This is a genomic window from Pseudomonas sp. R3-57 (genome assembly GCF_051132065.1).
Classification (GTDB): Bacteria; Pseudomonadota; Gammaproteobacteria; order Pseudomonadales; family Pseudomonadaceae; genus Aquipseudomonas.
On record NZ_CP071655.1, the window covers coordinates 3449237 to 3473088 of the forward strand.

General features: G+C 61.2%; 15 protein-coding genes. 7 read left to right on the forward strand and 8 right to left on the reverse strand.

Annotation, left to right across the window (positions count from 1 at the left end; genetic code table 11):
- Positions 1–45: 45 nt before the first annotated feature.
- From J3P93_RS15475 to J3P93_RS15485, 3 genes are all read left to right on the forward strand, one after another.
- Positions 46–804: a PIG-L deacetylase family protein gene (locus J3P93_RS15475; RefSeq protein ID WP_434589277.1), complete on the forward strand. Its 759-nt coding sequence runs from the start codon at positions 46–48 to the stop codon at positions 802–804.
- Positions 805–993: 189 nt separating this feature from the next.
- Positions 994–1776, forward strand: coding sequence for an endonuclease/exonuclease/phosphatase family protein (locus J3P93_RS15480; RefSeq protein ID WP_090283735.1), 783 nt, complete (start codon positions 994–996; stop codon positions 1774–1776).
- A gap of 386 nt (positions 1777–2162) precedes the next feature.
- Positions 2163–3233 (forward strand): autotransporter outer membrane beta-barrel domain-containing protein, encoded by a 1071-nt coding sequence (locus tag J3P93_RS15485; RefSeq protein ID WP_434589279.1) that lies wholly within the window; start codon positions 2163–2165, stop codon positions 3231–3233.
- A gap of 124 nt (positions 3234–3357) precedes the next feature.
- Here J3P93_RS15485 and glgB read toward each other — a convergent pair whose 3' ends face one another.
- The 3 genes from glgB to J3P93_RS15500 form a co-directional block, all read right to left on the reverse strand.
- Entirely contained in the window at positions 3358–5592 is a 2235-nt protein-coding gene (glgB, locus tag J3P93_RS15490) for a 1,4-alpha-glucan branching protein GlgB (protein ID WP_434589281.1), read from the reverse strand.
- Between the two features lie 2 nt (positions 5593–5594).
- Complete coding sequence (gene treS, locus J3P93_RS15495) at positions 5595–8936, reverse strand: maltose alpha-D-glucosyltransferase (protein ID WP_434589283.1); 3342 nt, start codon at positions 8934–8936, stop codon at positions 5595–5597.
- 155 nt (positions 8937–9091) lie between these two features.
- Complete coding sequence (locus J3P93_RS15500) at positions 9092–11086, reverse strand: alpha-1,4-glucan--maltose-1-phosphate maltosyltransferase (RefSeq protein WP_434589285.1); 1995 nt, start codon at positions 11084–11086, stop codon at positions 9092–9094.
- Positions 11087–11303: 217 nt separating this feature from the next.
- Here J3P93_RS15500 and J3P93_RS15505 point away from each other — a divergent pair, with 217 nt between their 5' ends.
- Positions 11304–11462 carry a hypothetical protein gene (locus tag J3P93_RS15505; RefSeq protein ID WP_167359896.1) on the forward strand — a complete coding sequence of 53 codons (159 nt, stop codon included), beginning with the start codon at positions 11304–11306 and terminating at the stop codon, positions 11460–11462.
- 156 nt (positions 11463–11618) lie between these two features.
- Here the strand turns inward: J3P93_RS15505 and J3P93_RS15510 are convergent, their stop codons facing one another.
- The gene (locus tag J3P93_RS15510; RefSeq protein WP_434589287.1) at positions 11619–12131 is read right to left on the reverse strand and encodes an MgtC/SapB family protein; all 513 of its coding nucleotides are present in this window, start codon (positions 12129–12131) and stop codon (positions 11619–11621) included.
- A gap of 124 nt (positions 12132–12255) precedes the next feature.
- On the opposite strand from J3P93_RS15510, the gene J3P93_RS15515 reads away from it, so the two are divergent.
- From J3P93_RS15515 to mapR, 3 genes are all read left to right on the forward strand, one after another.
- Positions 12256–12489 (forward strand): DUF3203 family protein, encoded by a 234-nt coding sequence (locus tag J3P93_RS15515; protein WP_203418236.1) that lies wholly within the window; start codon positions 12256–12258, stop codon positions 12487–12489.
- A 195-nt stretch (positions 12490–12684) separates the two neighbouring features.
- The gene (ccoG, locus tag J3P93_RS15520) at positions 12685–14127 is read left to right on the forward strand and encodes a cytochrome c oxidase accessory protein CcoG (protein ID WP_434589290.1); all 1443 of its coding nucleotides are present in this window, start codon (positions 12685–12687) and stop codon (positions 14125–14127) included.
- 239 nt (positions 14128–14366) lie between these two features.
- Positions 14367–15776 carry a GntR family transcriptional regulator MpaR gene (gene mapR / locus J3P93_RS15525; RefSeq protein ID WP_434589291.1) on the forward strand — a complete coding sequence of 470 codons (1410 nt, stop codon included), beginning with the start codon at positions 14367–14369 and terminating at the stop codon, positions 15774–15776.
- A 123-nt stretch (positions 15777–15899) separates the two neighbouring features.
- Here the strand turns inward: mapR and J3P93_RS15530 are convergent, their stop codons facing one another.
- From J3P93_RS15530 to J3P93_RS15545, 4 genes are all read right to left on the reverse strand, one after another.
- The gene (locus tag J3P93_RS15530) at positions 15900–16646 is read right to left on the reverse strand and encodes an SDR family oxidoreductase (RefSeq protein WP_434589293.1); all 747 of its coding nucleotides are present in this window, start codon (positions 16644–16646) and stop codon (positions 15900–15902) included.
- A gap of 166 nt (positions 16647–16812) precedes the next feature.
- Positions 16813–18894 (reverse strand): putative bifunctional diguanylate cyclase/phosphodiesterase, encoded by a 2082-nt coding sequence (locus J3P93_RS15535; protein WP_434589295.1) that lies wholly within the window; start codon positions 18892–18894, stop codon positions 16813–16815.
- A gap of 331 nt (positions 18895–19225) precedes the next feature.
- The gene (locus J3P93_RS15540; protein ID WP_434589297.1) at positions 19226–20695 is read right to left on the reverse strand and encodes an efflux transporter outer membrane subunit; all 1470 of its coding nucleotides are present in this window, start codon (positions 20693–20695) and stop codon (positions 19226–19228) included.
- Positions 20692–23799 (reverse strand): efflux RND transporter permease subunit, encoded by a 3108-nt coding sequence (locus J3P93_RS15545; RefSeq protein ID WP_434589299.1) that lies wholly within the window; start codon positions 23797–23799, stop codon positions 20692–20694. Before J3P93_RS15545 ends, J3P93_RS15540 begins: the two co-directional genes overlap by 4 nt.
- Positions 23800–23852: the final 53 nt, after the last annotated feature.

The window sequence follows — 23852 nt, forward strand, 5'->3', positions numbered from 1 at the left end:
TTGTGACCGATGACGCTGGGCATGCCACACAAGGACGTCGCCCTGATGAAACCGTTCATCCTCAATGACAGCAACCTGCCGGCGCAAATCTGGAATTCAGCCGCGCAGCTCGACAGCATTCCCGTCATCAATACCCTCGCGCTGGTCCCGCCCGGTGCTCGCGCCGTATTGATCGCCCCGCATCCCGGTGATGAGGTGGTGACGTGCGGCGGCCTCCTGCAACTGCTCGCCAACCTCGGCCATCCGCTGCAATTGCTCTCGATCACCGACGGCAGCGCCAGCCACCCCGGCTCGCGGCAATGGTCGGAAAAACGCCTGAGCGTGTTCCGCCCGCAGGAAAGCGTCGAAGCCCTGCGCCGCCTCGGTCTGCCGATGCACAGCTTGAAATGGGTGCGCGGCGGTTTCACCGACAATGCGCTGCGGGTACAGGAAGCGCAGGTCTGCGAGTTCATCAGCCGCTATCTGCGCCCCGGCGATGTGGTGTTCAGTACCTGGCGCAACGATGGCAACGATGATCATGAAGCGGTCGGCCGTGCCAGCGCCAAAGCCGCTGAACAGGTCGGCGCCGGCTACCACGACGTGCCGGTCTGGGCCTGGCACTGGCCGGAGCGCGAACAGCAACAGATTCCCTGGGAACGCGCACGCAAAGTGCGCCTCGACACCTGGACCGTCGCGCGCAAAAGCCACGCCACCCACGCCTACGCAAGCCAGCTCAACGGCGAACCGGCCATTGGCATCGCGCCGCTGTTGCCACCGGTGATCCTGGAGCGGATGCGCTTGCCCTACGAAATCGTCTTCGTCTGACAATGAATACCCTTGTAGGAGTGAGCCTGCTCGCGATAGCGGTGGGTCAGCCTACGAATGCGTCAACTGGTGAACCGCTATCGCGAGCAGGCTCACTCCTACAGGGGGACTGCGTGTTGAGATCAGACGGAACTGCCGCCCCTCCCCATCAGTCGCATGAACAAGCGTGCGCAAATCCGAGGAGTGAACGTGTCCAGCGAACCCGAGCGTCAGCGTGTCGACGCACCCGTCATTCATCGCCTGCGCGTGTTGACGGTCAATACCCACAAGGGCTTCACCGCACTGAATCGCCGTTTCATCCTGCCCGAGCTGCGCGAAGCGGTGCGCAGTACGGCGGCCGACCTGGTGTTCCTGCAGGAAGTGGTCGGTGAACATGAACGGCATTCGAGCCGCTACAACGAATGGCCGCAAACCTCGCAATATGAATTTCTCGCCGACAGCATGTGGAGCGATTTTGCCTACGGGCGTAACGCCGTGTACCCCGACGGCCATCATGGCAATGCCCTGCTGTCGAAATACCCGATCCGCGAATACCGCAACCTCGATGTGTCGATCACCGGCCCCGAACGGCGTGGCTTGCTGCACTGCATCCTCGATGTGCCGGGACACGCCGAAGTGCACGCCATTTGCGTGCATTTGAGCCTGCTCGAAAGCCACCGGCAATTGCAGTTGAAGCTGCTTTGCCAGTTGCTGGAATCGTTGCCTGACGATGCACCGGTGATCATTGCCGGCGATTTCAATGACTGGCAGTTGCAAGGCAACGTCGCCCTCGCCCGGCGCGACTATCTGCACGAGGCATTCGAGCGTCATCATGGCCGCCCGGCCAAGACCTATCCGGCACGATTCCCGTTGCTGCGCCTGGACCGGATCTACCTGCGCAATGCCAGCAGCCATGACCCGCAAATCCTCGGCAACAAACCGTGGACGCATCTTTCCGATCATTTGCCGCTGGCGGTGGAAGTGCATCTGTAGACGCAATTTTGACAGTGCTTTGCTTGGCGCCGAGGTCGGCAGCATTGCTCTTGGCGCATGGCCGACGACCATCCGTCGGCGACTGGATGGCTCTGTCTTGCTGTTGCACAAGTGATTCCTCGCGCAAACAATCACTTAGTAATACGCAGAAAAACAAACATTTGGCGGAGCCGTTTGCCATTACCGCCCATCGTCCAATTTCTTGACGCAGCGCCATCACTCTTCTTATCTCTACCTTACTACCCCGGAATTACTACCGGGACGAACCTCCGGCCACTCGCAAAAGCGAGCGGTCACGGCTCGCCCCGCTCCATTCGGTCGCCCCTCGTTCGGGTTAGGAGAGGCGCCACATCGAGATGCCGCATGCGCCTGCAAGGTAGACCGCCATGAAAACTTCACTCACCCCACAAAAGATCAAAATCACTTTCTGCACCGTGTCGAGCTCGATCCTGTTGTGCTCGTCCATGGAGGCCAAGGCCGAGCCAGCAGTGGATGCCACCCGCATCTGGTATCGCGCGGATGTGCCGGTGATGACCCTCCCCGCCACTGTGATTACCCCTGACCCACAGCAACTCGGCCCACGGTCTGATCCGCGCGGCTCACGGCTGATCGGTGAAGATCTGGCACCGTCAGCCTGGGACGAGTTGTACGGACGCAGTGCGCGGCAGGCGCAAACCGATGTGTTGTCGTCCGGCTATGCAATGCCCGGCAGCGGCGAGAACAAAGGGCCGGCGCTGCTGACCCTGCAAAGCCACAACGGCTATACGCAAACCATCGGTGTCATCGGTGGCGATAATCAGATCCGCGGTAATCGCAACGGCCCGCTGACCAGCCGCGCCCTCGCCGACCCCGGCACTGACACACTGAATCTGCAAGGCCAAAGCCTGGGTGCCTATTACAGCCTGACCGGCGCTCAGGGCTGGCACGTCGATCTGTCCGCCAGCGCCGGCCGCGTCAGTGGTTTCAGCCGCAGCCCGCAGGGCACACGCCAGGCCACCGAAGGCAGCGCGATGACGTTCTCGGTCGAAGGCGGTTTTCCTATCGGGCTGAGCGAAAACTGGGTGGTGGAACCGCAGGCGCAACTGATCAATCAGCGCATCAGCCTCGACACGCCTTATGCAGGCTCCGGCAATGCCTCGTCCAGTGATCTGACGGCGTGGAGCGGTCGCGTCGGTGCGCGTTTGAAAGGCAGTTACGATTTGCACGGTTTGCCGGTGGAACCCTACGTGCGCACCAACCTCTGGCACACCGTCTACACCGGCAGCACGGTAACACTTGATCAGGTCGACAAGATCAGCAGCAGCCGCAAGTCATCAACCGTGGAGTTAGGCCTGGGCCTGGTGGCGCGAATGACCCCGGCGGTGAGCCTGTATGTCAGCGCCGATTACAGCAGCGATGTCGATGACAATGATTTGAATGGGTTGATTGGCAGCCTGGGAGTGCGGATGCGTTGGTGATTTCAGCTCCCCACAGTTTCCTGTGGGAGCTGGCTTGCCAGCGATGGCGGCGTGTCAGTCACTGTTAATGCTGAATGTGCCGGCGTCATCGCGGGCAAGCCCGCTCCCACAGGGTCTGGGTGGTTTACTGACCCTCCGGCTTGAGAATCAACACCGCGAGCGGCGGCAAATTCAGCTCCAGCGAAAGCGCCTGACCATGGCTTGGCACCTCTTCGGTCTGCGCCCCGCCGCCGTTGCCATAGTTGGAACCGGCATAGGTCTCGGCGTCGCTGTTGAGCAACTCCTTCCAGCGCCCGGCAAACGGCACGCCGACACGATAGGACTGGCGCGGTACCGGAGTGAAGTTGGCCACCACCAGCACCGGTTCGCCCTCCTTGCTCCAGCGCAACCAGGCGTAAACGCTGTTGATCGCATCGTCGCCGATCAACCACTGGAAGCCCTGCGGCGCGTCGTCCTGATCATGTAGCGCCGGTTCTTCGCGATACAGCCGATTGAGGTCACCGACCAGTTTCTGCACGCCTTTGTGCTCGGAATATTGCAGTAGGTACCAGTCCAGCTGCTGATCGTGGTTCCACTCGCGCCACTGGCCGAACTCGCAGCCCATGAACAGCAGCTTCTTGCCCGGGTGGGTCCACATGAAGCTCAGATAGGCGCGCAGATTGGCGAATTTCTGCCAGCGGTCGCCGGGCATCTTGTCGATCAGCGAATGCTTGCCGTGCACCACTTCGTCGTGGGAGATCGGCAGGATGAAACGCTCGGACCAGGCGTAGACCAGACCGAAACTCAATTCGTTGTGATGGTGCGCGCGGTACACCGGATCCTGCTGGATGTAATGCAGCGAATCGTGCATCCAGCCCATGTTCCATTTGTAGGAAAAGCCGAGGCCGCCCTGCTGGGTGCTCTGGCTGACGCCGGGCCATGCGGTGGACTCTTCGGCGATCACCAGTGCTCCAGGTGCCTCCAGCTCAACCACGTCGTTCAAGTGGCGCAGAAAGTCGATTGCTTCGAGATTCTCGCGTCCGCCATGGCGGTTCGGCACCCATTCACCGGCCTTGCGTGAATAGTCGCGATAAAGCATCGAGGCCACCGCGTCGACGCGCAAACCGTCGATATGGAAATGCTTGAGCCAGTGCAACGCCGAAGCCAGCATGTAGCCGTGCACCTCAGTGCGGCCAAGGTTGTAGATCAGCGTGTCCCAATCCTGATGGAAGCCTTCCAGCGGGTTGGCATATTCATACAGCGCGGTGCCGTCGAATTGCGCCAGCCCGTGGGTATCGGTGGGGAAATGCGCCGGCACCCAGTCGAGGATCACGCCGATATCGGCCTGGTGACAGGCGTTAACGAAGGCAGCGAACTGATCCGGCGTGCCATAACGCGCGCTCGGCGCAAACTGCGAGAGCAACTGATAACCCCAGGAACCACCGAACGGGTGTTCCATGATCGGCATCAGCTCGATGTGGGTGAAACCGAGTTCTTTCACATACGGGATCAGCCGGTCGGCCAGCTCCGGCCAACTGTACTGGCGCGCTACTTCGCCGAGATCGTCCAGCTCGCATTGCCACGAGCCCGCGTGCAATTCGTAGATCGACAGGGGTTTGGCGCGTTGCTGGCGCTCGCGGCGGCCGCTCATCCAGTCCTGATCCTGCCAGTCGATCTGCAACGGCGAGGCGACTTTCGAGGCGGTGTCCGGCGGCAGACTGGTGGCCAGCGCCATCGGGTCGGCCTTGAGCGGCAGAATGCCGTGCGCGCCAAGAATTTCGTATTTGTACAACTCACCCGCTTGCATACGCGGAATGAACAGCTCCCAGACCCCGGACGGATGGCGCAAGCGCATCGGATGGCGACGACCGTCCCAGACGTTGAAATCACCGACTACCGAAACCCGCCGGGCATTCGGCGCCCACACGGCGAAGCGTACGCCATCGACGCCGTCGACGGTTTTCAGCTGCGCGCCCAGGCAGGCACTGAGGTCACGGTGATTGCCTTCGGCGAACAGGTACAAGTCCATTTCGCCGAGCAACTGGCCGAAGCTGTAAGGATCTTCAGCGACCTGTTCGCCCCCTGCCCAACGGGTGCGCAGCAGGTACGAACGCGCTTGAGCAAAGTGGCCGACAAACAGCCCGGGCGTCTCGGTCATTTCCAGCGGACCGAGTTCTTCGCCGCTGTCCTTGTCCAGCACCGCCACGCTCAGCGCGCCGGGTAGATAGGCGCGGATGAATTGCCCGCCAGCGCCATCGCCGTGCGGACCGAGAATGGAAAAAGGATCGTGATGTTCAGCACGCACCAGGGCATCGATATCTTTTGCCGAGGGCAGCAAGGCCTCTTTGACCTGACCCTGTTCCTTGTTCGAGAAACTCATGACTACTCTCCACCAAGATCGGAAAAGGGTTTAAGCCCCGTCAATAACCCATACAAACCGTGCAAAGGCACGGGCAACCACGTGGGGCGATTCAAGGCTTCATAGGCCACTTCATAGGCCGCCTTCTCCAGGCCGAACAGCGCCAGCGCCGCGTCGGCGCCTGCAGGATCCTGCCAGGCATGATCAAGATTAGCCGCCGCCTGGCGGTATGCCTGAACAAATGCCTCACGGGCCTCACGCAGATAGCGCTCGGCGACGCGTTTGCGCGCGGCTTCGGCTTCGGCGCTGTTATCGACGTTGTGCACGTTGATGGTCATCGCCGCTGCGTAATCGAAGGAGCGCAGCACCCCGCTGACGTCCTTGTACGGACTGTGTTTGCCACGGCGCTCACTCAATGGCCGTGCCGGTTCGCCCTCGAAATCGATCAGGTAAGCATCGCCCTTGATCACCAAGACCTGCCCAAGGTGTAGATCGCCGTGCACGCGAATGCGCAGCCCGCCGGTGGCTTTTTTCGCCAGATCCTGCACATGGGCGAGGATGGTTTTCTTGTCGTCGATCAAGCGCTTGACCAGTTTCTGATCCGCTGCGCCAAGTTCGCCCTGATGCTGCTTGAGCAGGGTCAGCGCACGCTCGACTTGTGCGGCAACGTCCTTGCCGGTCGCCTGCATGTCCTTGGCCGACGCCACTTGCGGTGCGAAATCGGCATTGTCGGTCGGCGCGGCGAGCACCTGATGCATCTCGCCCAGACGCTGGCCGAGCATGCCGGCAAAATCCTTCAGTTCGCCGAGGGCGTTGTAGTGTTGCTCCTGCTCGGAGACGGCATCGGCCAGTTCGTCGCGCAATGCTCGTTCGAGGTTGTTCTGCGTCCATTCCCACGCATCGCCCTGATTGCTCAGATAGCCTTGGGCAATCATCAGCAGGTTGTCTTCGCCGGCGCCATCGCGGCGAATCACCGAACCCAGCAGCGGAGAGATATTGGCAAATCCGGCCTCGGTCAGGTAAGCGCTCATCTCCAGTTCCGGGTGTACGCCAGAAGCGACTTTACGTATCAGCTTAAGCACCAGGCTGTTGCCGATCACCACCGAGCTGTTTGACTGTTCGGCCGACAGATAACGCACTTCCGACTCGGCATTGAGCCCCAGTTTTTTCAGATGCTCGGTTGAGGCAAAGCGGATTTCACCCTCGGCCGACTCCAGCACCGTGTCGTTCTGCATGCCTTGCAGCACCGCACGAACGAAGGCTTCGAGGCTGAACGCATCGGTGATCAGACCGACCTGTCGCACACGTCTTACACGCGACAGCGCCAATTGCTGCGGCAACGCCGGGCCGACCTGATCCTCTGCAATGAAGCCGAACGGCAACTGATAGCGATGGGTCTGGCCGCCAGCAGTCACTTCGATTTCGCTGAGCAGCACCGGATGCTGGGCATCGCCGAAACGCACGCCGTAAGCCAGATGGACCTTCTCGATGGCCGCATCCTTACCGGCGAACCAGCGGCGGTTCTGCAGCCAGCTCGGCAGAATGCTTTGCTCCAGCGTCGTACGCGACGGCGCTTCGAGCAGTTCTTCCATGCGTTTTTTCAGCACCAGCGTGGTGAAGTCTGGCAGGCTCTGCGCCGGCTCGACGTGCCAGCTCGGCATCTGGTTTTCTGCGGCCAGACCGAACCAATAGAAGCCATACGGCGCCAGGGTCAGAAGGAAATTCAACTGGCCGATCGGTGGGAACGCGTTACCACCGAGCATTTCCACCGGGACCATGCCGGCGTAGGCCGAGAGATCCAGCTCCACCGCCTGCGCACTGCGCGATACGTTGGCCACACAGAGAATGATCTCGTGCTTGCCGTCGACATCGGTGTACTCACGGATGTACGCCAGCACGCGACGATTGTTCGGCGAGAGCATTTTCAACGAGCCACGGCCGAACGCCTTCGATTGCTTGCGCACGGCGAGCAGGCGGCGCGTCCAGTTCAGCAGCGAATGCGGGTCGCCGGACTGGGTTTCGACGTTGACCGACTGATAACCATAGAGCGGGTCCATGATCGGCGGCAGCACCAGACTCGCCGGGTCGGCGCGGGAAAAGCCGCCGTTGCGGTCGATCGACCACTGCATCGGGGTGCGCACGCCATCGCGGTCGCCCAGATAGATGTTATCGCCCATGCCGATCTCGTCGCCGTAATACAGGGTCGGCGTGCCGGGCATCGACAGCAACAGACTGTTGAGCAATTCGATGCGGCGGCGATCACGTTCCATCAACGGCGCCAGACGCCGGCGGATGCCAAGGTTGATCCGTGCACGACGATCCGCGGCGTAGTAGTTCCACAGGTAATCGCGCTCCTTGTCGGTGACCATTTCCAGGGTCAGCTCATCGTGGTTGCGCAGGAAAATCGCCCATTGGCAGTTGGCAGGAATTTCCGGGGTCTGGCGAAGAATATCGGTGATCGGGAAGCGATCTTCCTGTGCCAGCGCCATGTACATGCGTGGCATCAGCGGGAAGTGAAAAGCCATGTGGCATTCGTCGCCGTTGATCCCGGCAGCATCGGTGTCGCCGAAGTACAACTGCGTATCTTCCGGCCATTGATTGGCCTCGGCGAGCAGCATGCGGTCAGGGTAATTGGCGTCGATCTCGGCGCGGATCTGCTTGAGGACGTCGTGGGTTTCCGGCAGGTTTTCGTTGTTGGTGCCGTCACGCTCGATCAGGTACGGAATCGCATCGAGACGCAGGCCATCGATGCCCATGTCGAGCCAGTAGCGCATCACCGACAACACGGCCTTCATGACTTGCGGATTGTCAAAATTCAGGTCCGGCTGGTGCGAATAGAAGCGGTGCCAGAAGTACTGACCAGCGACCGGGTCCCAGGTCCAGTTGGATTTTTCGGTGTCGAGGAAGATGATCCGCGTGCCGTCGTATTTCTGATCGTCATCCGACCACACGTAGAAATCCCGCGCCGCCGAACCGGGCTTGGCCTTGCGTGCGCGTTGAAACCACGGATGCTGGTCCGAAGTGTGGTTGATGACCAGCTCGGTGATCACCCGCAAGCCACGCTTGTGCGCCTCGGCGATAAAGCGCCGCGCATCGGCCATGGTCCCGTAGTCGCTGTGCACGCCGCGGTATTCGGCGATGTCGTAGCCGTCGTCGCGACGTGGCGAAGGATAGAACGGCAAAAGCCAGATGGTGTTGACGCCGAGGTCGGCAATGTAATCGAGTTTGGCGATCAAGCCGGGAAAGTCGCCGATGCCGTCATTGTTGGAGTCGAAAAACGATTTGACGTGAACCTGATAGATCACCGCATCCTTGTACCAGAGCGGGTCTTTGATGAAGGCGGCTGCCTTGGGTTTCTTCGCCATGTGAAACTCCTGTTCAATGCTTTATGGGCGTCTCACAACGATCGTTCCCACGCTCTGCGTGGGAATGCCGCCATGGACGCTCCGCGTCCGCTTTGGGACGCAGAGCGTCCCGGGATGCATTCCCACGCAGAGCGCGGGAACGATCAATTAGGGGGTCACGCAGTAATCCGCCAGATCCCGAACGGCTGATACGCCGGGTCGATGCGCATGAACTGGTATTTGCCATGCCAGTCCCAGCGGTGGCCGTTCATCAAGTCTTCGCCGTGGGTCGTTGCATCGTCTGGCAGACCCATTTCCCACAGCGGCAGTTCAAAATTCGCTTCCTGGACGTTATGCGGATCAAGGCTGACCGCCACCAGAATGAAATTGCTGCCATCCGCGCTGCGCTTGCCGAAGTACAGAATGTTGTCGTTCCAGGCGTTGTAGATCTTCAGGCCCAGATGCGTGTGCAGCGCCGGGTTCTGCCGGCGGATGCGGTTGAGCTGGGCGATCTCGGCAATGATGTTGCCCGGCGCGGTAAAATCGCGGACGCGGATCTCGTACTTCTCCGAATCCAGATATTCCTCTTTGCCCGGCACCGGCGCCGATTCGCACAGTTCAAAGCCCGAATACATGCCCCACAGGCCAGAGCCCATGGTCGCCAGCGCCGCCCGAATGAGGAACCCGGGACGCCCGGACTCGTGCAGAAACGCCGGGTTGATGTCCGGTGTATTGACGAAGAAATTCGGCCGGTAGCATTCGCGCCACGGCGACTGATTCAGCTCGGTGAAATACTCGGCCAGCTCGGCTTTGGTGTTGCGCCAGGTGAAGTAGGTGTAACTCTGCGTGTAACCGACCTTGCCCAGACGCGCCATCATTGCCGGGGTGGTGAAGGCTTCAGCGAGAAAGATCACCTCCGGGTACAGCGCGCGCACGTCGGCGATCAGCCATTGCCAGAAGGGCAGCGGTTTGGTGTGGGGATTGTCGACGCGAAAGATCTTCACGCCCTCCTCGACCCAGCCGACGACAATGTCGCGCAACTCCACCCACAGGCTCGGAATCGCATCCGGTGCGTAGAAATCGACGTTGACGATGTCCTGATATTTCTTCGGCGGGTTCTCGGCGTATTTGATCGTGCCGTCCGGGCGCCAGTTGAACCAGCCCGGATGCTGCTTGAGCCACGGGTGGTCCTGCGAACACTGGATGGCGAAATCGAGGGCGATCTCCAGCCCATGTTCAGCGGCCGCGGCCACCAATCGGCGGAAGTCTTCGCGGGTGCCGAGTTGCGAGTGAATCGCTTCGTGGCCGCCCTCCTCGCTGCCAATCGCATACGGGCTGCCGGGATCATCCGGGCCGGCGGTCAGCGAATTGTTGCGGCCCTTGCGATGCGCGCGGCCAATCGGATGGATCGGCGTGAAGTACAACACGTCGAAACCCATGTCCTGAATCATCGGCAAGCGTGAATGCACATCGTTGAACGTGCCGTGGCGCTTGGGATCGTTGGTGATCGAGCGCGGAAACAGCTCGTACCAACTGGCGAACTCGGCCAGTTCGCGTTCAACGTCTACGGGGAATTCGGGGCTGATGCTCAGATAGGCGCGGTGATCGGCGTGGGCCATCAGCTCTGCACTGCGCGAGTGCAGAAATAACGCGACCTGCTCGGTTTCGAGCAGGCCGGACAATTGGTGGTGCAGCGCGGCAAGATCTTCGCTGAGCTGACCTTCGCTGCGTTCGGCGGCCTGTTGCACCATGCTGCGGCCTTCCTGCAATTCCAGCGAGACCGGCACGGCGGCGCTGTGTTTTTTCTCCAGTTCATATTGAAAACTGGCGAAATGATCGATCCACGCTTCGATGCAATAAACGTAGCGGCCCTGCTGTTCCGGGCGGAACTGGCCTTGCCAGCCATTATTGCCCTGATCGGACATGACCTCGGTCTGCCATTCCTCGGCGCCTGCTTCGCGCCAGCGGATGCGCACCGCGAGTTTGTCGTGGCCATCGGCGAAGACCTTGCTGGTGACGACTATGTCGCGCCCGGCGATCGACTTGACCGCGAACTGGCCGCCGTCGAGGGTCGGCATGGTGTTTTCAATAACGATACGCGGCAGCAGCAACGCCTGCGCCAACGGCATGTGCGGGTTGTAGCCGAGTTCGGAAGGTTGTTCAGCAGTCATTGAGCATCTCTCCTTCTACGCCCCAAGGACGCTCTTGTGCCTGATCACTGTTCGCGACAAGGCAGCCGCCCCGTGTTGAACTCACTTAGGTTCCGAGCGACCGGCGCGGATAAAAGTTCAGATGAAATTACTGCGCCGCGACGGCGGATCGAATTGATCGCAAGGTGGTCAACCCACTTAAGCACGTCTCACGCCATGTGCCACACGGAGGTTCTCAATGACTATCCCGATCCCGGCCGAAACGCCGGACCCGAACATCGACAAACCGACCCTGCCGGAAACCGAACCGCCAGCGGTGCCCGAGCAGGAACCGCCCGGCACCACACCACCCCCGAAAGAAGAACCGCCATCGACGATGCCCCCCGTTATCGTCTGATTTTTGTACCCGATCATTCCCACGCTCCGCGTGGGAATGCCTCAAGGGACGCTCCGCGTTCCCGCTCGAGAAGGGACGCAGAGCGTCCCGGGCTGCATTCCCACGCAGAGCGTGGGAACGATCACCGTGGCAGCGAATCACCGTGGCAGCGATCAGTCAGAGGTGGTCATTCTTGTCGACGTCCTTTTCAAACACCCGCACCACATGAGGCATCACGCTGAAGATCGCCAGCGCCAGAACGGTACTCAGCAGCGCTGTCGCTTCCTTGCCCAGCCCCACCGCTACGCCAATTGCCGCGGTCATCCATAACCCGGCCGCGGTGGTCAGGCCTTTGACGTGGGCCTCGTCGCCCTGCTGATTCTTCAGAATGGTCCCGGCGCCCAGAAAGCCAATCCCGGCGATTACCCCTTGCAAGACCCGGCTCATGGCATCGGACTCCGCGCCCGACGTTTGCGGCACCAGCACGAACAACGCGGCGCCGAGCGCCACCAGCATGTGCGTGCGCACGCCAGCGGCCTTGCCCTTGTGCTCGCGCTCGAAGCCAAGGATGCCGCCGAGCACCGCTGCCATCACCAGGCGTACGGTGATGCGGGTGATTTGCGATGCATCGGCGACGTCGGCAAATTCCGCTTGCAGGGTTTGCCACACCTCGTCCCACCAGTCGTCCATCGTTCAGTCTCTTGTTATGGCTTGATAAACGATGGACAACGGCGACCATTAATCGGTTGCGCAGAACCAACCGCAACGCTTGCGCCCTAATCCACAAGACCCTCATGGAAAAAGGACAGCGCTCATGCCCGTTCGAATCGAGAACCAGACGTGCTTCTTCACCACCGAAAACGGCGAGGAAATTCGCCTGTGCAGCGACCTGACCGTAATCACCGACACCGACAAAGCCATGTCGGCGGTCGATATCGAAGGTCAGCGCATCTACCTGACCGAGGCCGAAGTCGATGCACTGACCGTCGCCGGCGCCAAAGACGGCCGCGAACATGTGAAAGCGGACACGGGTGATTCGGTGATTTGACTGACCGTGATCAACACCGCACGCAAGCGCCTGCGATAGGCGCTTGCGCCTTTATCGGCTTGCTGCTTCAAGTTGACGCAGGCCCTGCGCCAAAGCTCATCTGATCCGCTTTTTATTCAAATACCTGAGTCTGTTCTGCAAACAGATCGACGCTCATAGTGCTCCGGCCTGATGGAGGCTGATGAGCGAACGACCATGAGCGAACAAATCCCCGTCCGAACCGTTGAAGCGTCCCCCACCCAAGCGCCCCATATAAAAAAGGTACCCGCACGCCCGCTGAAGGCGACGTTCAAGTCCAGCGACACGCAGATCCACACCCGCAGCTTCACTGGTCTGTTTCGCAGCTTGCGCCTCAGCGGCGCGGGGTTTCTGTTTGCACTGTTCTTCGGCACCGTGTGGCTGAATTGGGGTGGTCGCCAGGCGGTGCTCTGGGATCTGGCTGAAAGCAAATTCCATATCTTTGGCGCAACCTTCTGGCCACAGGATTTCATTCTGCTGTCGGCGCTGCTGATCATCGCCGCGTTCGGCCTGTTCGCCATCACCGTGTTCGCCGGCCGCGTCTGGTGTGGCTATACCTGCCCGCAAAGTTCGTGGACGTGGATTTTCATGTGGTGCGAGAAGATCACCGAAGGCGAACGCAACCAGCGCATCAAACTGCAAGCCGCGCCGTGGACCCTGAACAAACTGGCGCGGCGCGCGGCCAAGCACACCCTGTGGCTGGCGATCAGTGTGCTCACCGGGCTGACCTTCGTCGGCTACTTCACGCCGATCCGGCCCCTTGCCGAGGAGCTGCTGACGTTGCAGATCGGCGGTGTCAGCTTGTTCTGGGTGTTGTTCTTCACCGCCGCCACTTACATCAATGCCGGTTGGCTGCGCGAGGCGGTGTGCATGCACATGTGTCCTTATGCGCGGTTCCAGAGCGTGATGTTCGATAAGGACACCCTGACCATCGCCTACGACGCCGCGCGCGGCGAAAACCGTGGGCCACGCAAACGCGAGATCAAACCTGTTGAAGCCGGACTTGGCGATTGCATCGATTGCCAGTTGTGCGTGCAGGTCTGCCCGACCGGCATCGATATCCGCGACGGCTTGCAAATGGAATGCATCGGTTGCGCCGCGTGCATCGATGCTTGCGATTCGATCATGGACAAGATGAACTACCCGCGCGGGCTGATCCGCTACAGTTCGGAGCGCGAATTGCAGGGCGGCAAAACGCATCTGCTACGTCCTCGTTTGATCGGCTACACGCTGGTGCTGCTGGTGATGATCGGCGCGCTGGCGCTGGCGTTGGTGGAGCGGCCGATGGTCTCGCTGGACGTGACCAAGGACCGCGGGCTGTTTCGCGAAAATGCTCAAGGGCAGATCGAGAACATTTATAGCCTCAAGGTCATCAACAAAACCCAACAACGGCAGAACTACAACCTGAGCCTGGTCGACGCGGATGGCTTCCAGTTGCAAGGCCAGACCCAACTGAGCCTGGCGCCCGGCGAGATTGTCGATGTGCCAGTGTCCGTGGCGATGACCAGCGAACGGCCGAGCAGCAGCTCGCAGACGTTAAGTTTCAGGATCGCCGACAGCGACGACCCACAGGTGTACAGCGTGGCCAAGAGCAGGTTTGTCGCGCCGATGAATCGTTGAGCCGTTAGAATCGGGCCCCTCACCCCAGCCCTCTCCCGAGGGAGAGGGAGCCGACCGAGGTGTATGACTTACTGCATCAATCTGCAAAACCGAGTCGATTATGGATTCAACACAGCCAGCTCAGGTCGGCATACTTTCCGAATTCAACACGGTCAGTTCCCTCTCCCCCCGGGGAGAGGGCCAGGGTGAGGGGCCTTCCCCCTGACACACCACAAAAATCAAGAACACCAAGGCTCCCAATGAAACGCTACGAAAAATTCGCCGACGACATCGCTGAACTGATCCGGTCCGGCGTCCTCGGCCCCGGCCAGCGCGTGCCGTCGGTGCGTTACGCCAGCCAGACCTACGGCGTCAGCCCGTCCACGGTGTTTCAGGCCTACTACCTGCTCGAACGCCGCGGCCTGATCCGCGCGCGGCCGCGTTCCGGCTATTTCGTCAACACCCATGCACCGAGCCCGTTTTCCGAGCCGGTGATCAGCCATCAGGTCAATGAGTCCACCGAAGTCGACGTCAGCGAACTGGTGTTCTCGGTACTCGATTCGATCAAGGACCCGAACACCGTACCCTTCGGCTCGGCCTTCCCCAGCCCGACCCTGTTCCCGCTGCAACGGCTGTCGCGCTCGCTGGCCAGCGCCGCCCGCGAGATGGACCCGCGCATGGTGGTCACCGACATGTCGCCGGGCAACCCGCAATTGCGTCGGCAGATCGCCCTGCGCTACATGGTCGGCGGGCTGATGCTGCCGATGGAAGAACTGCTGATCACCAACGGCGCGCTCGAGGCGCTGAACCTGTGCCTGCAAGCCGTGACCGAACCCGGCGATCTGGTGGCCATCGAAGCCCCGGCGTTCTATGCCAGCCTGCAAGTGCTTGAGCGGCTCAAGCTCAAGGCCGTGGAAATTCCCGTGCATCCGCGCGACGGAATCGACCTCGGCGTGCTCGCGCAGACGCTCGAACGCCATCCGATCAAGGCCTGCTGGTGCATGACCAGTTTTCAGAACCCGATGGGCGCGACCATGCCCGAGGCGAAGAAACAGGAACTGGTCGCATTGCTGCGCGAGCACCAGGTGCCGCTGATCGAAGACGATGTCTACGCCGAACTCTATTACGGTCAGCACGCGCCGAAACCGGCCAAGGCGTTCGACACCGAAGGGCTGGTGATGCATTGCGGCTCGTTCGCCAAAAGCCTGGCCCCCGGCTACCGCATCGGCTGGGTTGCCGCCGGGCGTTATGCGCAAAAGATCGAACGACTGAAACTGATGACCTCGCTGTGCGCGTCGATGCCGGCGCAAGCAGCGATTGCCGATTACCTGCAACACGGCGGCTACGACCGTCACCTGCGCAAATTGCGCTACGCGCTGGAGGAACAGCAAAGCGCCATGCTCGCCGCCATTGCCCGCTATTTCCCGGCGCAGACGCGGGTCAGCCAGCCGGCAGGCGGGTACTTCTTGTGGCTGGAATTGCCGCCGCAGATGGATTCGCTGAAATTGTTTCAAATGGCGCTGGCACAGGGCATCAGCATCGCGCCGGGGCCGATTTTCTCGCCGACCCAGCGCTTTCGAAATTGCATTCGCCTGAACTATGGCAGCCCGTGGACCGAGGATTCGGAAAAGGCCATGGAGACGTTGGGGCGGATTGTGCGGTCGTTCTGACAGACAGATATTGCCTGATCGATCGCCATCGCCAGCAGGCTGGCTCCCACAGTAGATTTGTAAATACAGAACCAATGTGGGAGCCAGCCTGCTGGCGATAGCGCCATACCAGCCACCGCAGAACTAACGCCCGCCCCCCAGATCCACAAACGTCCCCGTCGCATACGACGCCTTGTCCGACAACAACCAGACAATCGCCTCCGCCACTTCATCCGGGCGGCCACCACGGGCCATGGGGATCGCCGATTCCAGTTTGCTGACCCGCTCCGGGTCGCCACTCAACGCGTGGAAATCGGTATAGATGTAACCCGGACGCACCGCATTGACGCGAATGCCCTCGCCCGCGACTTCCTTGGACAGGCCAATGGTGAAGGTATCGAGTGCACCTTTGGAGGCGGCGTAATCGACGTATTCGTTGGGCGAACCGAGCCGTGCAGCGACTGAGGAGACGTTAACGATGCTGCCACCCTGCCCGCCGTGCTTGGGCGACATGCGCAGGATCGCGTGTTTGGCGCAGAGGATCGGCGCCAGTACGTTGGTTTTCATGATTTTCAAAATACGGAATTCGGACATTTCATCGACCCGCGACTTTTGCCCGACGGTGCCGGCGTTGTTCACCAGAGCGGTGACCCGGCCCAGTTCAGTGTCGACGCGATGGAACAGCGCGATCACTTCATCTTCAATACTGACGTCGGCGCGTACTGCAATGGCTTGGGCGCCCAAGGCACGGACTTGCTCCAGCACGCTTTGCGCGGCCTGTTCATCCGACTGATAGTTGATGCAGATCCGATAGCCCTGCGCGGCAGCCAACAGCGCCGTAGCGGCGCCGATGCCACGCCCGCCGCCGGTGATCACGATGACTTTATCCATGCTGGCCTTTCCCCCAAATGCACACGAGACAGTCGGGGCCAAGAATAACCGTCATTGCCGGGTTTTGCATAAGTCTGTGGCGCCCGGTCGGCTGGCCACAGTGGACCCGTTCACCGCGCAAAACCCTGTGGGAGCCAGCCTGCTGGATTGCAGGCGACGCGGTCAATCAGGCCAGCGCCAGCGCCTCGCCGCGCACAATGTCCTGCATGAAACGCTCGGCCGGCATCGGATGCCCGAGCAGATAGCCCTGCAGGGAATCACAGCCCAACTGGGTAAGAAACTTCTGCTGCACACCGGTTTCAACCCCTTCAGCAACAATCCGCAAACCCAACGCCTGCCCCAGCGCGACGATCGCCGAGACAATCGCCGCGTCGTCGCTGTCGTGTTCCAGATCGCGGACAAAACCGCGGTCGATCTTCAGCTCGTTAGCCGGCAGGCGCTTGAGGTACATCAGGCTGGAATAACCGGTGCCAAAGTCATCGATCGACAGGTCGACGCCCATGTCCGACAACTCCTGCAACACCGTCATGCTCGCATCGGCATCGCTCATCGCCGTGGTTTCGGTGATTTCCAGGGTCAGGCTGTTCGCGGGCAGGTGATGCGTGGCCAACGCTTTGGCGACGCTGCGCACCAGCCCGGTGTGGCAGAACTGCAAGGCCGAGAGGTTCACGGCAATCCGCCAGTCGGTGTAACCAAGCACAAACCACTCGCGCATCTGCCGGCAGGCCTCGTTGAGCACCCACTCGCCGATCGGAATGATCAGGCCGCTTTTCTCCGCCAGCTCGATGAACTTGTCCGGCATCAACAGGCCGTGCACCGGGTGCTGCCAGCGCAGCAATGCCTCGGCCCCGACCGCACGACCATTGCCGGCGTCGAACTTGGGCTGGTAATGCAGGCTGAACTGGCTGTGCTCCAGCGCCGCGCGCAGGTCTTGCAGCAACTGCAACTGCTTGCGCGCATTGTTGTTCATCGAGACGTCGAAAAAGCTGTAGCCGTTTTTCCCGCCGCCCTTGGCGTGGTACATCGCCGCGTCGGCGTTCATCAGCAGTTCCTGGGCGTTCTGACCGTTGCCCGGATACAGGGCGATGCCGACGCTGGCGGAAATCTGCAGATCATGGCCCGCGACGCGGAACGCCTGGGCGACCAAACCCACCTGGCGCGCAGCCAGGCCCAGCGCATCATTGGGTTCGCTCAAACGCACCAACAGGACGAACTCGTCGCCGCCGATCCGCGCCAGCGTGTCCTGGCCGCGCAAGTCTTCGCGCAGACGCACACCGACTTCGCGCAGCAACTCGTCGCCCATGTGGTGGCCGAACGCATCGTTGACCGGCTTGAAACCGTCCAGATCGATGAACATCAGCGCGAAGCAGCCGCCGTGCTCATGGACTTTTTTCATCGCCTGATTGATGCGGTCGTCGAGCAGCATGCGATTCGGCAGACCGGTCAGGGTGTCGTGCAGCGCCAATTGCGTAAGTTCGCGGTTGGCCACGGTCAGCGAATGCGCGAGGTCGGCAGTACGTGCTTCGAGGCGCGCATCGAGGATCGAGGTGAGCAAGGCAATCGACAGCACCGCCAGCGTGGTGATCAGGACCAGACCGTCGAGGCCGTTGCCTTTCAACCCGTTAAGCGTCGCGCCACAGAAGCTGCCAGCCGGGAATTGCGCAGCAGCCATGCCGGTGTAGTGCATGCCGACGATGGCGACCCCCATGATCACCGCCGCGCCGGCGCGAATCAGCCGTACATAAGGTGAATGCTGGCGCAGACGGAAGGCGATCCACAGCGCCGCGGCCGAAGCGCCGACGGCGATCAGCAACGAAGCGCCGAACAGCGCCGGATCGTAATCGATGCCTGGCGTCATGTGCATCGCCGCCATGCCGGTGTAATGCATGGCACTGATGCCGGCGCCCATGATCAGCGCGCCGAAGCCCAGTTGGAGGATCGGCAGCTTCGGCTGGCTGACTAGCCACAGCGCAAAGCCGCAGGACAGTACGGCAATCAGCAGCGACAGCGCGGTGAGGACAATGTCGTAGCCCAGATCGATCGGCAGTTTGAAGGCGAGCATGCCGATGAAGTGCATCGACCACACGCCGATGCCCATGGCGAACGCGCCGCCGGCCGTCCAGAAATGCACGGCGCGGCCCTTGGCAGTGGCGATGCGGCCGGTGAGGTCGAGTGCGGTGTAGGAAGCGAGAATCGCCACGCACAACGAAATGAAAACCAGAGTGGAAGAGTAACTACCGATGAGCATGGGGATTCTCGTGGCCACCCAACGCACAATCGCGTCCATTCTCGGTCGGGCAAATGCGGCGATTGTACTGATTGCGTAGAAGAACGCACTGACAAAGTTATCAAATGGCCATCAAGCCGATGAAGCGGTGTCGGATCGTCTTACAATCGGCTGATTGATCGTTCCCACGCTCCGCGTGGGAATGCAGCCCGGGACGCTCCGCGTCCCAGATAAAGCCGAACGCAGAGCGTCCGTAGAGGCATTCCCACGCAGAGCGTGGGAACGATCCATGCAGGCAGTGACCGTGCGGACGCTATCGCGAGCAGGCTCGCTCCCGCCAGTGATCGGCAGGTCATTGGCTGTCGCTGACTTCCAGCTGACCATCCCAGCCACCGCCCAGCGCGGCAATCAATTGCACACTGGCGATCAAACGGCTTTGCAGAATATTCAGCACACTGCGCTCGTTGCTCAGCGCCGTGGCTTGCACCACGACCACGTCGATATAGGCAATCAGCCCGGCCTTGTACTGGTTTTCGGTCAGGCGCCAGGAATCGCGCGCTGCGTCGAGCGCTTCCTGGCGTACTGCGGCTTCTTCTTCATACACCTTGAGCTGCACCAGATAGTTTTCCACTTCGCGGAAACCGTCGAGCACGGTCTGCCGGTACTGGGCCACGGTCTGGTCATATACCGCTTCGGTGCGGTCCACTTCCGCCGAGCGCTGGCCGCCGTCGAACAACGGCAACGCCAGCTTCGGTCCCACCGACCAGAAACGGTTCGGCAGGCTGATCAGGTTCTGCGAAGTACTGCTGCTATAGCCGCCACTCAAACTCAGGGTCAGGTCCGGGTAGTACGCGGCTTTCGCCACGCCGATATTGGCGTTGGCGGCAATCACCGAACGCTCCGCCGAAGCGATGTCCGGACGCCGTTCCAGCAATTGCGACGGCAGACTCACCGGCACTTGCGGCAGTTTCGGGATGGTCTGTACTTCGGCAATGCTGAAGTCGGCGGGCGCCTGCCCGGTCAGTACGGCAATGGCGTTCTCGAATTGCGCACGCTGCCAGATCAGGTCGACCAGATCGGCCTGGGTGCTTTTCAGTTGGGTCTGCGCCTGCGCCACCGCGTCACGCCCGGAAACCCCGGCGCGGTACTGGTTCTGGGTCATCTGCAACGAACGCTGATAAGCCGCCACCGTCGCCTCGAGCAAGCGTTTCTGCTGATCGATGACCCGCAATTGCAGGTAATTCTGCACCAGCTCCGATTGCTGGCTCAGGCGCATCGCCGCCAGATCGGCAAAACTGGCCTGGGCGCTGGCCTCGTCGGCTTCGAGGCCGCGGCGCAGCTTGCCCCAGACGTCGGCTTCCCAACTGACGCCCAGCTCAGCATTGTAAGTATCGCGAATGCCACTGGAAGAACTGCTCAGGCTCGAACTGCTGCTGCCGGTGCCTTGGCTGGAGCGAGTCTTGCCCAGGCTCAGATCGACACTCGGGTAAAACGCCCCGCGCGCGCTGCGCACCAAGGCCTGGGCCTGGCGATACTGGGCTTCCGACTGAGCGACGGTCTGGTTGGAGCTGTTGAGTTTCTCGATCAGCCCGTTGAGCTGCTGATCGCCATACAACTCCCACCAGGCGCCGCGGGCCAGCGCATCGCTCGGGTTAGCCTGGGTCCAGCCTTCGGCTTCCTTGTACTGAGCGATTTCAGCCGTCTGCGGGCGCTGATAATCCGGGCCGACAGCGCAGGCACTGAGCAGCGCCACGCACAGCGACAGGCTCAGCAAGCGCGAACCCCGTGCGGTGGCGAAATTGAAAAGCGAACGGTCAGTCATAGCGGAGTTTCCAGAGCGGCGTCAGTGCGCACGCCACGCCATTTGTTGAAACGATGGCGCAGCTTGTCGAGATAGAGGTAAACCACCGGGGTGGTGTAAAGCGTGAGGATCTGGCTGAAGACCAGCCCGCCGATGATGGTCAGGCCCAGCGGCTGGCGCATTTCCGCACCTTCGGCACGGCCGAGCAGCAGCGGCAAGGCGCCGAGAATCGCCGCCAGCGTGGTCATCAGAATCGGTCGCAGCCGTTGCAGGCAGGCGCTGCGGATCGATTCCAGCGGCGACAGGCCCTGATGGCGTTCCAGTTGCAAAGCGAGGTCGATCATCAGAATGGCGTTTTTCTTCACCACGCCGATCAGCAGGAACAGGCCCAGCAAGGAGATCAGGCTGAATTCGCTACCCAACACATAGATCGACAGCAATGCGCCGACACCCGCCGACGGCAGCGTGGAAAGAATCGTCAGCGGATGAATATAGCTTTCATACAGCACGCCGAGCACCAGATACACCGCCAGCAGTGCGCCGAGAATCATGAACGGCTGGCTTTTTTGCGTCGCGGCAAAGGCGTCGGCGGTACCGGCCATTTTTGCGATCACGTCTTCCGGCAGACCGACTTTGGCAATCGCCCGCTCGATGGCTGCGCTACCCTGCTCCACCGTCACGCCTTCGGCCATGTCGAACGCGATGCTCTCGGAGGCGAACTGGCCTTCGTGGCTGACGCGGTCGTCTTCGAGGCTGTTTTCGTAATGGGCGAAGGTCGATAGCGGCACGCGCGCGCCCTCGGCGGTAATCACCTGCACCTGCTTGAGCGTCACCGGGTCCTGGGCGTATTTCGGATTGACCTCCATCACCACCTGATATTGGTTGAGGCTGTCGTAGATGGTTGAAATCTGCCGCTGGCTGTAGGCGTTGTTGAGCACGGCGGTGACCATGTCCATGTCGACGCCGAGGCGTTTGGCCTGATCGCGATCCACGATCAGCGTAACTTGCTGCGCCCCCGCCCCTTCACGGGCATCGATTGCAGTCAGTTCAGGCAAGGCGCGCAACGCGGTGACCACTTTCGGGTACCACTTGCGCAGCTCGCCCAGATCACCGCTTTGCAGGATGTAGCTGTACTGCGAAGTGGTCTGCTCGCGGCCACCGCCGAATTGCAGGTCCTGGTCGGCCATTAGCATCAGTTGTGCGCCGGGGACCTTGGGCATTTCCTTGCGCAGGCGTTCGATGACCTTCTGTGCGTTGAGCTGGCGGTCCTTGATCGGCTTCAGGCGCACCAGCATGAAGGCGTTGTTGGTGCCGTTGCTGCCACCGATGAAGCCGGCGACACTCTCTACCGCAGCGTCCTTGAGCACAGCGCGGCGGAAGATTTCCATTTTCGGCTGCATCACGCTGAACGACAGCCCGTCGTCGCCGCGCACGAAACCGATCAACTGGCCGGTGTCCTGCTGGGGCATGAAGGTTTTCGGCACCACCACGTACAGGGCGACGTTGACCGCGACGGTGATCAACAGGCTGAACAGGGTCAAACGGCGGTGACGCAGCACCCAGTCGAGACTGCTGGCGTACTTGTCGACCATCCAGTCGTTGGTCCGCTGGCTCCAGCGTTGCAGGCGATTTTCCTGCCCCGGCGTGTGCGGCTTGAGCCAGCGCGCGCAGAGCATCGGCGTCAACGTCAGGGAGACCACCAGCGAGACGATGATCGCCGCCGCGAGGGTGATGGAAAACTCGCGGAACAGGCTTTCGACAATCCCGCCCATGAACAGAATCGACAGAAACACGGCCACCAGCGAGACGTTCATCGACAGCAAGGTGAAACCGACTTCCTTGGCCCCGAGGTAAGCGGCCTGCATCGGTTTGACGCCTTCGTCGATGTGCCGGGAAATGTTCTCCAGCACCACAATCGCGTCGTCCACCACCAGACCGGTGGCGAGAATCAGCGCCATCAGCGACAGATTGTTCAGCGAGAAACCATACAGGTACATCACCGCAAAGGTGCCGACCAGCGACACCGGTACGGCCAGTGACGGAATCAGCGACGCGCGGAAGTTACCGAGAAACAGGAACACCACCACAATCACCAGGGCCACGGCGATCAACAAGGTCATTTCCGCTTCGTGCAGAGTCGCCTTGATCACCGGCGAGCGGTCCATCGCCAGGTTCAGCTTGACGCTGGCCGGCAACACCGCTTGCAACGCGGGCAACTGTGCCTTGATCTCGTTGACGGTCTCGATGATGTTCGCACCGGCCTGACGGTTGATCACCAACAGCACCGCCGCGTCATCGTTGAAGAAACCGCTGTTGTAACGGTCTTCGACGCCATCACTGACCTTGGCCACGTCCTTGAGGCGCAGCGCCGCGCCGTCGGCGTAGTGAATGATCAGCGATTCGTAGTCCTTGGCCTTCTCCAACTGGTCATTGGCCTGGATCTGCCACAGCCGCTGACCGTCCTCGACCGAACCTTTCGGCCGGCGGACGTTGGCTTCGGCGATGGTCTTGCGCACATCGTCGAGCGCCACGCCGTACTGGTTCAGCGCCTGCGGTTCCAGTTCGATGCGCACTGCCGGCAGCGAACTGCCGCCGATCTGCACTTCGCCGACGCCCTGCACCTGGGACAGACTTTGCGAAAGGATGGTCGAGGCGAGGTCGTAGAGCTGGCCTTTTTCCAGCACGTCCGAGGTCAGCGACAGGACCATGATCGGTGCCTGCGACGGGTTGACCTTTTTATAGGTCGGCATGCTGCGCATCCCGCTTGGCAGCAGATTGCGCGAAGCGTTGATTGCCGCCTGCACCTCCCGCGCCGCGCCATTGATGTCGCGGTCGAGGTCGAACTGCAGAATGACCCGGGTCGAGCCCTGACTGGAGCGACTGCTCATGGTGTTGACGCCGGCGATCGCACCGAACGACCGCTCCAGCGGCGTCGCCACGGTCGACGCCATAACTTCCGGGCTGGCACCGGGCAGACTCGCCTGCACGACGATCACCGGGAAATCCATTTGCGGCAGCGGCGACACCGGCAGCAGACCGAAACTGACGCCACCGAGCAGCATGATTGCCAATGAAAGCAGCATGGTTGCCACGGGGCGTTTGATGAACGGACCGGAGAGATTCATCGAGCGCTATTCCCAATTTCAAGCCGACCCCTTGTAGGAGTGAGCCTGCTCGC